The organism is Nocardiopsis sp. FIRDI 009, from assembly GCF_003386285.1.
Classification (GTDB): Bacteria; Actinomycetota; Actinomycetes; order Streptosporangiales; family Streptosporangiaceae; genus Nocardiopsis.
This window is the reverse complement of record NZ_QPNC01000011.1, coordinates 123,235-135,368: the sequence shown is the minus strand read 5'-3', so window position 1 is coordinate 135,368 and position 12,134 is coordinate 123,235. Positions and strand designations below refer to the sequence as shown.

Annotated in this window: 14 protein-coding genes; 4 read left to right on the top strand and 10 right to left on the bottom strand. The window is 70.7% G+C overall.

What is annotated here, in order from left to right:
* Positions 1-38: 38 nt before the first annotated feature.
* The 5 genes from DVR05_RS10010 to DVR05_RS09990 all read right to left on the bottom strand — a co-directional run bounded on the left by DVR05_RS10010 (position 39) and on the right by DVR05_RS09990 (position 4,357).
* Entirely contained in the window at positions 39-791 is a 753-nt protein-coding gene (locus tag DVR05_RS10010) for an NADH-quinone oxidoreductase subunit C (protein WP_116245565.1), read from the bottom strand.
* 2 nt (positions 792-793) lie between these two features.
* Positions 794-1,339, bottom strand: coding sequence for an NADH-quinone oxidoreductase subunit B family protein (locus tag DVR05_RS10005; protein WP_116245564.1), 546 nt, complete (start codon positions 1,337-1,339; stop codon positions 794-796).
* A gap of 64 nt (positions 1,340-1,403) precedes the next feature.
* A complete protein-coding gene (locus DVR05_RS10000) occupies positions 1,404-1,763 on the bottom strand; it encodes an NADH-quinone oxidoreductase subunit A (protein ID WP_116245563.1) in 360 nt (119 codons plus the stop codon).
* 143 nt (positions 1,764-1,906) lie between these two features.
* Entirely contained in the window at positions 1,907-3,211 is a 1,305-nt protein-coding gene (locus DVR05_RS09995; protein ID WP_116245562.1) for a geranylgeranyl reductase family protein, read from the bottom strand.
* A gap of 435 nt (positions 3,212-3,646) precedes the next feature.
* Positions 3,647-4,357, bottom strand: a complete 711-nt coding sequence (locus DVR05_RS09990) for a demethylmenaquinone methyltransferase (protein ID WP_116245561.1) — start codon at positions 4,355-4,357, stop codon at positions 3,647-3,649.
* A 205-nt stretch (positions 4,358-4,562) separates the two neighbouring features.
* Between DVR05_RS09990 and DVR05_RS09985 the strand changes: the two genes are divergently transcribed.
* Both DVR05_RS09985 and DVR05_RS09980 read left to right on the top strand, forming a co-directional pair.
* Complete coding sequence (locus DVR05_RS09985; RefSeq protein ID WP_116245560.1) at positions 4,563-4,874, top strand: hypothetical protein; 312 nt, start codon at positions 4,563-4,565, stop codon at positions 4,872-4,874.
* 162 nt (positions 4,875-5,036) lie between these two features.
* Positions 5,037-6,302: a delta-60 repeat domain-containing protein gene (locus tag DVR05_RS09980; protein ID WP_116245559.1), complete on the top strand. Its 1,266-nt coding sequence runs from the start codon at positions 5,037-5,039 to the stop codon at positions 6,300-6,302.
* Between the two features lie 40 nt (positions 6,303-6,342).
* On the opposite strand, the gene DVR05_RS09975 is transcribed toward DVR05_RS09980, so the two are convergent.
* Complete coding sequence (locus DVR05_RS09975) at positions 6,343-6,672, bottom strand: DUF4229 domain-containing protein (protein WP_116245558.1); 330 nt, start codon at positions 6,670-6,672, stop codon at positions 6,343-6,345.
* Between the two features lie 433 nt (positions 6,673-7,105).
* Between DVR05_RS09975 and DVR05_RS09970 the strand changes: the two genes are divergently transcribed.
* Both DVR05_RS09970 and DVR05_RS09965 read left to right on the top strand, forming a co-directional pair.
* On the top strand, positions 7,106-7,306 hold the full coding sequence (locus DVR05_RS09970; protein WP_116245557.1) for a BldC family transcriptional regulator: 201 nt from the start codon (positions 7,106-7,108) through the stop codon (positions 7,304-7,306).
* 127 nt (positions 7,307-7,433) lie between these two features.
* On the top strand, positions 7,434-7,790 hold the full coding sequence (locus DVR05_RS09965) for a PLD nuclease N-terminal domain-containing protein (RefSeq protein ID WP_116245556.1): 357 nt from the start codon (positions 7,434-7,436) through the stop codon (positions 7,788-7,790).
* 81 nt (positions 7,791-7,871) lie between these two features.
* Here the strand turns inward: DVR05_RS09965 and ccsB are convergent, their stop codons facing one another.
* From ccsB to DVR05_RS09945, 4 genes are read right to left on the bottom strand one after another with little or no spacing between them, the layout of a single operon-like run.
* Positions 7,872-8,837 (bottom strand): c-type cytochrome biogenesis protein CcsB, encoded by a 966-nt coding sequence (gene ccsB / locus DVR05_RS09960; protein ID WP_116245627.1) that lies wholly within the window; start codon positions 8,835-8,837, stop codon positions 7,872-7,874.
* Positions 8,838-8,863: 26 nt separating this feature from the next.
* Positions 8,864-10,480 (bottom strand): cytochrome c biogenesis protein ResB, encoded by a 1,617-nt coding sequence (locus DVR05_RS09955; protein WP_116245555.1) that lies wholly within the window; start codon positions 10,478-10,480, stop codon positions 8,864-8,866.
* Positions 10,480-11,283 carry a cytochrome c biogenesis CcdA family protein gene (locus DVR05_RS09950; RefSeq protein ID WP_116245554.1) on the bottom strand — a complete coding sequence of 268 codons (804 nt, stop codon included), beginning with the start codon at positions 11,281-11,283 and terminating at the stop codon, positions 10,480-10,482. Before DVR05_RS09950 ends, DVR05_RS09955 begins: the two co-directional genes overlap by 1 nt.
* A complete protein-coding gene (locus DVR05_RS09945; protein ID WP_232832062.1) occupies positions 11,283-12,059 on the bottom strand; it encodes a TlpA disulfide reductase family protein in 777 nt (258 codons plus the stop codon). The genes DVR05_RS09950 and DVR05_RS09945 overlap by 1 nt, the downstream gene beginning before the upstream one ends.
* Positions 12,060-12,134 lie beyond the last annotated feature (75 nt).

The window sequence follows — 12,134 nt, the reverse complement described above, 5'->3', positions numbered from 1 at the left end:
TCCCTTCTGGCCGAACCGTGGTGTGGTGGTCCGCGGGCTCACTTGTAGGACCTCCGCTCGTCCGGCGGGGGCACGGTGGCGCCCCGGTACTCGACCGGGATGCCGCCCAACGGGTAGTCCTTGCGCTGGGGGTGGCCGTGCCAGTCGTCGGGCATCTGGATCCGGGTGAGCCCGGGGTGCCCGTCGAAGACGATCCCGAAGAAGTCCCAGGTCTCGCGCTCGTGCCAGTCGTTGGTCGGGTAGACCGACACGATCGAGGGGACGTGGGGGTCGGCGTCGGGGCAGGTGGTCTCGACGCGGATCTGGCTGTTGTGGGTGATCGACCGGAAGTGGTAGACGGCGTGCAGCTCCCGGTCCGTGTCGTCGGGGAAGTGCACACCGGACACGCCGGTGCAGAGCTCGTAGCGCAGTGCGGGGTCGTCGCGCAGGGCCCGGGCGACCTCGACCAGGGCGTCGCGGCGCACGTGGAAGGTGATCTCGCCGCGGTCGACGACGATCCGCTCCACGGCCCCCGCCCCCTCGCCCAGGGCCGCCTCCAGGTCGTCGGCGACCCGGTCGAAGTCGGCGGTGCGCGGGTCCTCCGGGTCGGTGAACGGCCGGGAGCTGGCGGCGGGAGCGCTCCCCCGCACCCGCAGGCCGCCGTAGCCGGAGGTGTCCCCGGTGGTGGTGGTGCCGAACATGCCGGTGCGGACGACGGGCGCGGCCAGGCGCTCGCTGCCCCGGCGGTCGGGGAGGTTCTCCGGGGCCTCCGCTCCGTCGCCGTTGTGGTTGGCCTCGTTCTCGGTGCTCATCCTCAGTCCTTGCTCACCAACGGCAGCGAACGGCGCAGCATCCGCTCCTCGGTCTCGGTGATCTCCTGCTCCCGGTGGGCGCCGAGCTTGGTGTTCTGCACCTTGTCGTGCAGCTTGAGCACGGCGTCCAGGAGCATCTCCGGCCGGGGCGGACAGCCCGGCAGGTAGATGTCGACCGGGACGATGTGGTCCACACCCTGGACGATCGCGTAGTTGTTGAACATGCCGCCGCTGGAGGCGCACACGCCCATCGCGATGACCCACTTGGGTTCGGGCATCTGGTCGTAGATCTGGCGCAGGACGGGCGCCATCTTCTGGCTGACCCGGCCGGCGACGATCATCAGGTCGGCCTGGCGGGGTGTGGCGCCGAACTTCTCCATGCCGAAGCGGGCGAGGTCGTAGTGGGGGCCGCCGACGGACATCATCTCGATGGCACAGCAGGCGAGTCCGAACGTGGCGGGCCACATCGAGCTCTTGCGGGCCAGGCCGACGATCTGTTCGACCGTGGTGAGCGCGATGCCGCTCGGCAGTTTCTCCTCGAGTCCCATCAGTGACGGACCTCCTCGGGACTATGGGTTGGCCGGGTGCGGGGCGGGCGTGCCGTCGTCGGGGTCAGTCCCATTCGAGGCCCCCGCGGCGCCACTCGTAGGCGTAGGCGATGGAGACGTTCACCAGGAAGAGGACGATCGCGACCAGTCCGAACCAGCCCAGGGCGTCGAAGTGCACGGCCCACGGGATGAGGAAGATGATCTCGATGTCGAAGACGATGAACATCATGGCCGTCATGTAGTACTTGACGGTGAAGCGTCCGCCGCCCGCGGGCTGCGGGGTGGGTTCGATGCCGCACTCGTAGGCCTGCATCTTGGCTCGGTTGTAGCGTTTGGGGCCCAAGACCGCCCCCGCCACCATTGACACCACGACGAACGCGGCGCCGATCCCGCCGAGCACGAAGATCGGTGCGTAGAGCTCCATCGGTCACCCTCCTTCTGGCTGGTCGGGGAGGTCGTGGAACATGCTTGTGATTGCTTTCACTAGCGAGGGCTCATCCTTCGTCCCGGGATTCCCCCCGCGCGCGGACGGGGGGACTGGTTCGTGTGCGGCTCGCGGCCCCGGCGCTAGGCGGCGGGCGCGATGCGCGACAGACCGTTGATGACCCGGTCCATGGCGTCCCCCTGGGTGGGTTCGGTGAGGTTGGCGAGCATCTTCAGCGCGAACTTCATGAGGGTGCGCTGACGCAGGCCGTAGCGGGTCGCGTACTTCATGAACTCGGGCTGGCCGAGCATCCGCACGAAGTAGCGCCCGAGCGTGTAGTAGCCGCCGTAGGTGTCGGCGAGCACGTCGGGGTAGCGCAGGAGGGCCCGTTCGCGGGTCTGCTGCGTGGGGCGGCCGTGCGCCTGCGTGATCACGTCCGCGGCGATGTTCCCGGCCTCCATCGCGTAGGCGATGCCCTCACCGTTGAAGGGGTTGACCATGCCGCCCGCGTCGCCGACGAGCATGAGGCCGCGGGAGTAGTGGGGCACCCGGTTGAAACCCATCGGGAGCGCGGCGCCGCGGATGGCGCCCTTCTGGTTGTCCTCGGTGAACCCCCAGTCCCCGGGCATGCTCTCGGTCCACCGGCGCAGCAGCCTGCGGTAGTCGACGTCCTGGAAGGAGGAGGTGGAGTTGAGGATGCCGAGACCGACGTTGCAGGTGCCGTCGCCGACCCCGAAGACCCATCCGTACCCGGGCAGGAGGACGTCGCGGTCCCCGGTGCGGTCCCACAGCTCCAGCCAGGACTCCAGGTAGTCGTCGTCGTGGCGAGGGCTCTCGAAGTAGGTGCGCACGGCCACGCCCATGGGGCGGTCGTCGCGTTTGCGGATGCCCATGGCCACGGAGAGCCGGGAGGAGTTGCCGTCGGCGGCGACGACGAGCGGGGCTCGGAACGTGACGGGTTCGCGGTCGGCGTCCTTGGCGTGCACGCCCACGATGCGGTTGCTGCGCTCGTCCGTGAGCGGCCCGGTGACGGTGGTGCGCTCCAGGAGTTTGGCCCCGGCGGCGACCGCGCGGTTGACCAGGATCTGGTCGAAGTCGAAGCGGGTGCGGACGAGTCCGAAACCCGGGTAGGCGGCGAGGTCGGGCCAGGGGAGGTCGAGGCGGACCCCGGCGCCGATGATGCGCAGGCCGTGGTTCCTGATCCAGCCCTCGTCCTCGAAGGTGATCCCCATCGCGGTGAGCTGCTTGACCGCGCGCGGGGTGAGCCCGTCCCCGCAGACCTTCTCCCGGGGGAAGGAGGTCTTCTCCAGCAGGAGGACGTCCAACCCTGACTGGGCCAGGTAGTACGCGGTGGTGGAGCCCGCGGGTCCGGCGCCGACGACGATCACGTCGGCGTCGTACTCGATCCGCTCCCGGCGTCTGGGGGAGGAGGTGGCTGTCTCGCTCACGGTGGGTCCTCGACTACTCGCGCGGTGCACCGTGGCGGGCCTGTGCGGGGTCCGACCCGCTCACGGGGTCTGTTGTGAGGTGGCCCGGCCTGCCGGGATGTCCGGTTTGTGGCTTGTGGGATACACCTCGCGCCCTTGTGAAGTGCTTCACAAGGACACTTTTCCGCAGTCTAGACCCTCCGGGGGCCGATAGGCGACCCCCGAGGGGGTATTGGGAACCTCTCGGCAACAAAAGGGACATACAGCGACAGACAGTTGCAGCAGCCCCAGAAAACCGCCACTCTCTGACAGATGCGCAGCTCAGGTGCGGTTTCCGACACCACACGAGCCCATCCAGCCACACGAGAAAACCCCGAGGAACAGGAGGTTCCTCAGGGTTCGAGAGTTATCGAGTTATGTGTTACCTATGTGGTCAAGAGTTACTAATGTCGGATTTTACTTCTCCCGGAAGCCCCGGTGCAGGGCGACCGTCCCGAGCGTCAGGTTGCGCCAGGCGACCCGCGACCAGCCCGCGGCCTGTAGGGTGCGCGCCAGCTCGGGCTGGGTCGGCCACGCCATGATCGACTCCGACAGGTAGTCGTAGGCATCGCTGCGGCCGGAGACGGCGCCGGCGATCCTCGGCAGCGCCGCCATGAGATAGGTGGCGTAGATCCGGTCCACGACCTCGACCGGGATGTGGCTGAACTCGCAGATCACCAGTCGCCCGCCGACCTTGGTCACCCGCAGGAGCTCCCGCAGGGCCTGGTCGACGTCGTTGACGTTGCGCAGTCCGAAGGAGATGGTCACCGCGTCGAAGGTCTCGTCCGCGAACGGCAACCGCAGGGCGTCGCCCGCCACGAACGTGACCCCGCCGCGCGAGGCGCCGCCGCGCCGCTCGACCCCCGCGCGCAGCATCCCCAGGGAGAAGTCGCAGGCGATGACCCGGGCGCCCTTGCGCACGAAGGACTCCGAGGAGGTACCGGTGCCCGCGGCCAGATCCAGGACCAGTTCACCGCTGTGGGCGTCCACGGCGTTCACCGCGGCGCGCCGCCAGACGCGGTCCTGGCCGAGGGAGATGACGTCGTTGACGAGGTCGTACCTGGAGGCGATGCCGTCGAACATCGCCGCGACGTCCTGGGGCTTCTTGTCGAGCTTGGCGCGGGTCATGGGACCAGCCTAAGGGGGCCGCCCCGGTCACCGGGCCCCTCCCCCGGATCCGCCCCGACGCCTCGCCCGCCCATCCCCGGCGCCCGGGGCGGGAGCGGTCGCGTTCGCGCCCGAGGCGTCGGGCGGACGGTGAACCGAACGCGCGCGCCGGCCGTCCCAGTCGTGGGAGACCGCACCCCGACGCGCGGAGGGAGACGGAGCAGACGTGAAGTTCGACGTCGTGGAACCGGGCGAGGAGCAGGCCATGCTCCCCGAGTCCGAGCAGGAGGCCGCCGCCGAGCACGCCGGCCCGCGGACCGCCGGGGAACCGGAGGTCCGGACCGGCGTCCATCCGCGGCTCGTCCGCGCCTCCGAGTCGATGCACCGACGCGTCAGGGCGGACCTGGCCGCCCTGGAATCGTCCCTCAACCGCCTGGGTCAGGCCATCACGGCGGCGCAGCGGGCCGAGCCGGGCCAGGACGCGGACGCGACCCCACCGCGCAACTTCCGCGCGGGGGCCTTCTCCCGCCGCGACTGAACGCCCGAGTCGGACACCGATCGCATCCGGAGGAACCCGGGCACACACGACACCATTGACATCACCATGTGTGATTTGGGGACTACTATTTGCCACAATGTGGTTGCGCCCATTTCCGTGCCACCGGCCCCGGCCGCCATCCACGACCGAGGAGAGTCCTCCGTGAAGCCCACCCGATTCACCGCGCTGGCGATGAGCGCGCTGCTCCTGTTCCCCGCCGGGGCCGCCGTGTCGGCACCGGCCGCCTCGGCCGCCACCGAGGGGATCGTCAGCGAGCGGCCCGCCCCCTGGACCCCGCACGTCCTGAACGGGCGGATCAAGGACATCCTGCGTGTCGGTGACGTCGTCGTGGTGGCCGGGGACTTCGACCGCGTCGCCGACAGCGACCACGGCACCACCCACGACCGGCGCAACCTGTTCGCCTTCGAGCACGGCACCGGCCGCGTCATCGAGTCCTTCGCCCCCGACGTGCCCGGGTCCGTCAACTCGGTGGTCGAGGGCCCCGACGGCTCCGTGATCATCGGCGGGGACTTCAGCGCCGTCAACGGCCAGTGGAGGCGGGGTCTGGCCAGGATCGCGCTCGGCGACGGCGCCACCGTCGCCGACTTCACCGCCCGACTCGACGACGGGGCGGTCAACCGCCTCGCCACGGACGGTACGGACGTCTACGTCGCCGGGGACTTCGACGGCCTGAACGGTACGGAGCGCGTGGGTCTGGCCCGGATCGACGCCCGCACCGGAACGCTCGACCCCGACTTCGCGCCCCGGATCTCCGAACCCCGGCGCGGCGGCATCCGCCTCGGGGAACTCGCCCTGAGCCCCGACGGCGGGCGGCTGCTCATCAACGGCACCTTCACGAGGGTCGACGGTGAGGAGCGCCACCAGATCGCCATGATCGACACCGCGAGCGGCGCCCTGACCCCGTGGTCCACCTCGGCCTTCGAACCCGACTGCGACTACTCCCGCATGCACACGTACATGCGGCAGATGTCCTTCTCCCCCGACGGCTCCTACTTCGCCGTCGTGACCGCCGGCGGCCCCAGGATCAAGCCCGGACTGTGCAAGGCCGCCGTCCGCTTCGAGGTCACCGACACCCCGGACGCCACCCCCACCTGGTTCAACAAGACCGGCGGCGACGCGCTCTACTCGGTGGAGGTCACGGACGCGGCGGTCTACGTCGGCGGGCACCAGCGCTGGATGGACAACGAGCAGGGCGCGCACAACGCCGGCCCCGGTTCGGTCGAGCGCGAGGGGATCGGCGCGATCGACCCGGAGACCGGCCGCGCGCTGCCCTGGAACCCCGGCCGTGACCGGGGCCACGGCGTGGAGGCCCTGCACGCCACCCCGGACGGTCTCTACGTGGGCAGCGACACCGAGCGGCTGGGGGGCGAGTACCGCGCCCGCCTCGGCCTGTTCCCGCCCGCCTGAGGCGGCCGCGCGCGGACGGACGGCCGGGGAGGCTCCGGAATCAGGCGTCCCCGGCCGACGCGCGCGCCTGGCCTTCCCCGCCCCCCTCGGCGGGGGCCGCCCCGGTCTCGCCCTCGGCGCCGTCCTCCCGCGCGGCGCCGGACGACAGCCGCTCGCCCACCCCCGGGGAGCGACGCCTGTCCAGGCGCTCGACCGTGGCGGCGGACATCCGGTCGCGCAGCTTCGACAGCAGGACGTAGGAGGCGAGGCCGCTGATGAGCCAGGCGAGCACCAGCGCGATCCACGACCGCGCCCCGAACAGATAGACGATCCCGAAGGCCGCAGCGAACAACCCGAGGCGGGCAGCGGTATAGGTCAGCCAGCTACGCATGGAAAAGCCTCACAACAGACGATTACCTGGACTAGATTGGTCGCAACACCCATCAGCGCGCGATTGCGCCCGGCCCCCGACGGGCCGGGGGCGTTCCGGGCGGTCGTACCGCCCGCACGTGTGCCGACCGGGTGACGCCCCAGAAGCCCTGACCTCCAGGTTAAGGGCGTGCACCAGGAGGCCCGCACCAGGGCTGCGTGTGTCGTCTCTCAGGGGTGGCCGGGACGGTCCTGCCGTCAGCCCGGATGGTCATGGGATGTTTCCAATCCCGACAGCAAGGACCGAACATCACGTTCCGGTCACATATCCCGTACTCCTCCCCCCAACAACGCAATTTCTCCGAAAACTAGGGAGGAAACGGACCAACTCGTGCACACTAGGGGATCAAACGCCCGCCGCCCCCGCAGTCCGAGGCGGGCACGATTGGGGGAATGTGAAGGTGGAACGAGCAAGCGAACGCCTGTTGACCCCCGGGGAAGTGGCCTCACTCTTCCGGGTTGATCCCAAGACCGTCACCCGCTGGGCCGCCTCCGGGCGGATCAGCAGCATCCGCACCCCGGGCGGCCACCGCCGGTTCCGGGAATCCGAGGTACGCGCGCTCCTGCTCGGCGAGCCGAGCGAGAGCACACGCTGAGGGGCCCGCCTTCCGAGGGCGGGGACGCGCCGCTCACCTCCACGGTCCGCAGCACCCCCGTACGGACCCCCGCATTCGGTGTCGGTGTCCAGATGTGAGGAGTCGACAGCAAGAGTAGGCTGGAAGCATGGTGTGGCTCGGTGGCCTGATCACTCTCGCGACGATCGTTCTGTGGGTGTACGCGTTCTGCGACGCGCTCACCACGTCGGCCCAGGATGTGCGTAGCCTGCCGAAGTTCCTGTGGCTGGTCGTCATCGCGGTGTTCATGCCCGTTGGCGCGATCCTGTGGCTCTTCCTGGGGCGACCTCGCCAGTCGGCCCCGGCGCACGGCGGCGCGCCCTCTCCGGCCCAGGCCGGGTCCGCCGCCGACGACCTCGACCCGTCCGACTTCGCCAAGCCCTCCGACAGCCCGCACCCGCTCGGGCCCGACGACGACCCCGAGTTCCTGCGACGGCTCAACCGCCGCATCGATCCGGACGAGTGAACGACCGCACGCTTCACACGACGGTGGGGCCGCACCCGCGAGGGGTGCGGCCCCACCGTCGTTCCCGGCTCCCGCGGCCGGTCAGGCGTAGGAGTGCAGACCGCTGAACACGTAGTTCACCGCGAAGAAGTTGAACAGCACGGTCGCGAAGCCGAGCACGTTGATCCAGGTCGCCTTCCGGCCGCGCCAGCCACCGGTGGCCCGGGCGTGCAGGTAGGCCGCGTAGATCACCCATGAGATGAACGACCACACCTCCTTGGGATCCCAGCCCCAGAAGCGGCCCCACGCCTCGTCCGCCCAGATCGCGCCCGCGATGATGCCGAAGGTCCACAGCGGGAACGCGAACAGGATGAACCGGTGCGACAGACGGTCGAGCAGCTCCGGGCTGGGCAGCCGGCCGGCCACGCCCGTGACCTCCTCCCCGCGCGCCCGCCGCGTCTCGGCCCGGTCGGACACCAGGTAGGTGACGCCCGCGACGCCGGAGACCATGAACGAACCGCCCGCGATGATCAGCGCGGTGATGTGGATCGGCACCCAGTACGAGTGGAGCGCCGGGATGAGCGGCCCCGGGTCCACGTACAGCCACCGCACACCGATCCCCAGCAGCACCAGCACCGGAACGAGGACGAACGCCCCCAGGAACCGCGCCTGGTAGCGGAAGGAGGCGAACAGCAGTCCGGCGACGGCCACCAGGCACAGGGCGACGACGAACTCGAACATGTTGCCCCACGGCCACCGATCCGCGGCCAGACCGCGCGTGACCACCTGGGCGACGCTCATCACGAATCCCAGCGCCGTCACCCCCAGGGCGATCCGGCCGAGGACGCTCTGGGAGGCCCGCGCCTCCCCCTCCCGCGTGCGGACGCTGACCTCGATGCCGTCGTCGGCCCGGCCGGAGTCCGCCGTGGCCCCGGCGGCGACCGGCATGAGCCGCCCGGCCCTCAACTTGGTGCGGCGCCCGTAGGCGGCCTCGATCGCGAAGAGGAACAGCGCTGCCGCGTACGCGAGGATCATCCCGATGATCAGCGTGTCGCTGGCTGACGCCATCGCCTCGTTCGACACTCCGGCAAACGTCACCGGTCACTCCGTTCGTCGACTGGATCGGATGGTGTGTTGGGCGGTACCGTCCCGGCCGGCCCGTCGCGGAGCCGGTCGGCGAGCCTGGTGGTGAGTTCGTGGAACTCGGCGTTGTCCCCGGCCGCCTCGGTCTTGCCGAGCCCGGCCACCTCGACGGTGGTGCGGCCGTCTCCGTCCTCCGTGGCGCGCACCCACACGCGGCGCGGACGGACGAACAGGGTGACGAGCAGTCCGGCGACCGCCGTCGCGGCCGCCCCCAACGCGAAGGGCCGGGCGGCGTCGCGGTTGGTCTGGAGGCTGACGTAATCGCGGACACCGGTGAAGGTGATGGAACCGGCCCCGTCCGGGAGCTCCCAGGTGTCGCCGACCTCCATCACGGGTGAGGAGCCGAGCTCCTCCATCCCCTCGGTGCTCAGCCGGTAGACCGACTGCGGTTCGATCAGCCCCAGGTCACCCCGGTAACCCTCCAGGGTCACCCGCGGGTTCTCCGCCCCGGGGAAGGTGGAGACCAGCTCCCCGCTCTCGGTCTCGGCGGCCGTCGGCAGGAAGACGCCGACGAAGCCCAGCTGTTCGCCGCCGGTGTCGGGAACCTTGATCACACCGTCGGAGGTGAAGGTGGCGGTCTCGCGGAACAGGAACGGCACCGCCTGGTCGAAGACCACCTCGCCGTCGGCGTTGCGGACCACGAACTCCGGCGCGTACCCGTGGCCGAGCAGGTAGACCTGCACGCCGTCGACGGTCAGCGGGTGGTTGACCTCCAGCCGGTGCCGCCCCTCCCCGGCGTCGGGCGACTCCCGGTAGGTCATGTCCGCCACGTAGGAGGCGGCCTGCCCACGCAGATCGCCCTCCTCGATGAAGGTCGCCTCGAAGTCGTCGAGTTCGAGCGTGAAGGGCTGGAGATTGTCGGTGTCGGTCCAGTGACCCGGATAGATGGCGTCGTAGGAGGGCAGCGTGTTGGCGAAACCGGTCCCCTCGACCATGAGCATGTTGCCCCGGTAGCCGAAGAACGCGCCCGCGGCCAGCGCCAGCAGGAGCCCCAGCAGCGCCAGGTGGAACAGCACGTTCCCGGCCTCGCGCAGGTAGCCGGTCTCGCTGGAGAGGGAGTCGCCGTACCGCTCGACGCGGTAGCCGCGCAGTACCCTTCGCGCCTGTTCCAGGACGGTGTCCGGGCTCGCGTCCGTGGAGAACCGCGCCGCGTACGGCATCCGGCCGAGGTGGCGCGGGGTGCGCACCGGGCGGGCCCACAGCGCCCGGGCGTGCGCGACGGCGCGCGGCAGGACGCAGCCCGCCAGGGAGACGAACAGCAGCAGGTAGATCGCCGCGTACCAGGGCGAGGAGAAGACGTCGAACAGGTAGAACCGGTCCAGCCACGGGGCCAGGTCGGGGTGTTCCCGGAAGTAGGTGTTGACCTCGTCGACGCTGACCACGTTCTGCGGCAGGATCGAGCCGGGGATGGCGCCGACCGCCAGCAGGAACAGCAGGATCAGCGCGGTGCGCATCGAGGTCAGGGTCCGCCAGGTCCAACGCAGCCACCCGACGACGCCGATGCCCCTCGGCTGGGCGGGGGCGGTCTCGGCAGCGGACGCCGAGGGCGGTGTCTCGGTCTCGGTCATCAGATCACCGTCTGGTATCCGGCGGTCCACCCCTGCATGGTGGTGGTCAGCTCGCTCCAGAGGCCGGTGACCATCGCCAGGCCGACCAGGACGAGCATGACACCCCCGATCACGGTGACCGCCCGGGTGTGGCGGGTGAGCCGGGCGAACACGCCCAGCGCCTTGCGGTAGAGCAGTGCGGCCAGGATGAACGGCAGCCCCAACCCGACGCAGTAGAGCAGGGAGAGGAGCATGCCGCGCCCCGCGCCGCCCTCGACGAAGGCCAGCGACTGCACCGCGGCCAGCGTCGGTCCGATGCACGGCGTCCAGCCGAGCCCGAACAGCACCCCGAGCAGCGGGGCCCCGGCCAGGCCCGCGCGGGGCAGGCGGTGGAACCGGAACTCGCGGCCGAGCCCCGGGACGAGGCCCATGAAGGCCAGACCGAGGACGATGGTGAACGCGCCCAGGACCCAGGTGATGGTGTCGGTGTACTCCAGGAGGGCGTCACCCAGCCACCCGACGAACCCGCCGACCGCCACGAACACCAGCGTGAACCCGGCGATGAACAGGGCGCTGCCCGTGACCATCGTCCAACGGCGCGCGACCAGCTCGGTGTCGACGTCGGTGGCCGTGGCCGCTCCGCCGCCGGACGCGGTCCGCCGCTCGCGCACGGCGGCGCCGCTCATGCCCGTGACGTAGGACAGGTAGCCAGGGACCAGGGGCAGGACGCACGGCGAGAGGAAGGAGACGAGCCCGGCGGCCAGGGCCAGGGGCGCGGCCAGGAGCAGGGATCCGCTGAGGACGGTGGCGCCGATCGCGTCCATCAGTCGCTCCCCCCGTCGGAGCCGTCCCCGGCCCCGTCGCCGGAGTCCGTCGCCTCGGCGGTCGCGTCCTCGGAGGGCTCCGCGTCGGTGTCCGACGGCGCGCTCCCGCCGTCCGTCGCCTCGGCCTCGGCCGCCTCCTGTTCGGCGACGCGCGGACGCTGCTCGGGGTCACCGAGGTCGAACTCGACCACCACCGGGTTGAGCAGTTCGGTCAGCTGCCCGTAGGTGGTGGGGCCGATGACACGGGCGGCGATGCGGCCGTCGGGGTCGATGATGATGGTGGTGGGGATGGACCGGGGCGGGACGGTGTCCCGGAACGCCTGCGGGACCTCGCCGGGCGGGTCGAACAGGCTGGGGTAGGGGATCTCCTGCGCGGAGGCGTAGGCCTGGGCGGCGGTGTCGTCGTCCTTCATGTTGACACCGAGGAAGTCCACGCCCAGGTCGGCGTACTCGGTGTGCACCTCGTCGAGGACGGGTTGCTCGGCCCGGCAGGGGCCGCACCAGCTGGCCCACACGTTGAGGACGAGGATGCCGCCCTCGTAGTCGCCCAGCGAGATCTCCGCGCCGTCCAGGGTGGTGCCCGTGACGTCGGGCGCCTCCAGCCGCTCCCCCGGCTCGAACACGGTGGCGCTGCCGTCGCCGGAGATGAAGCGCGCGTCGTCGGTGTTCTGGATCTCGGTTCCCCCGGCGCAGCCGGTGAGGACGAGCGCGACGGCGATCGCGGTCACGGCGAGGCGGGGCACGCGCGGCCGCGCGCCGGTTCTGGCACTGGGCATCGAGGGTCCTCACGAAGGGGGCTGAGCAGGGCGGACTACAACAACGACAAAGTGTAGTAGCTACCCCGCACCCCA

Bases quoted from the DNA above. Each gene is read 5' to 3' on its own strand.
- DVR05_RS10010 (WP_116245565.1), bottom strand. From the start codon at position 791: ATGAGCACCGAGAACGAGGCCAACCACAACGGCGACGGAGCGGAGGCC.
- DVR05_RS10005 (WP_116245564.1), bottom strand. From the start codon at position 1,339: ATGGGACTCGAGGAGAAACTGCCGAGCGGCATCGCGCTCACCACGGTC.
- DVR05_RS10000 (WP_116245563.1), bottom strand. From the start codon at position 1,763: ATGGAGCTCTACGCACCGATCTTCGTGCTCGGCGGGATCGGCGCCGCG.
- DVR05_RS09990 (WP_116245561.1), bottom strand. From the start codon at position 4,357: ATGACCCGCGCCAAGCTCGACAAGAAGCCCCAGGACGTCGCGGCGATG.
- DVR05_RS09975 (WP_116245558.1), bottom strand. From the start codon at position 6,672: ATGCGTAGCTGGCTGACCTATACCGCTGCCCGCCTCGGGTTGTTCGCT.
- DVR05_RS09965 (WP_116245556.1), top strand. From the start codon at position 7,434: ATGGTGTGGCTCGGTGGCCTGATCACTCTCGCGACGATCGTTCTGTGG.
- ccsB (WP_116245627.1), bottom strand. From the start codon at position 8,837: ATGGCGTCAGCCAGCGACACGCTGATCATCGGGATGATCCTCGCGTAC.
- DVR05_RS09955 (WP_116245555.1), bottom strand. From the start codon at position 10,480: ATGACCGAGACCGAGACACCGCCCTCGGCGTCCGCTGCCGAGACCGCC.
- DVR05_RS09950 (WP_116245554.1), bottom strand. From the start codon at position 11,283: ATGGACGCGATCGGCGCCACCGTCCTCAGCGGATCCCTGCTCCTGGCC.
- DVR05_RS09945 (WP_232832062.1), bottom strand. From the start codon at position 12,059: ATGCCCAGTGCCAGAACCGGCGCGCGGCCGCGCGTGCCCCGCCTCGCC.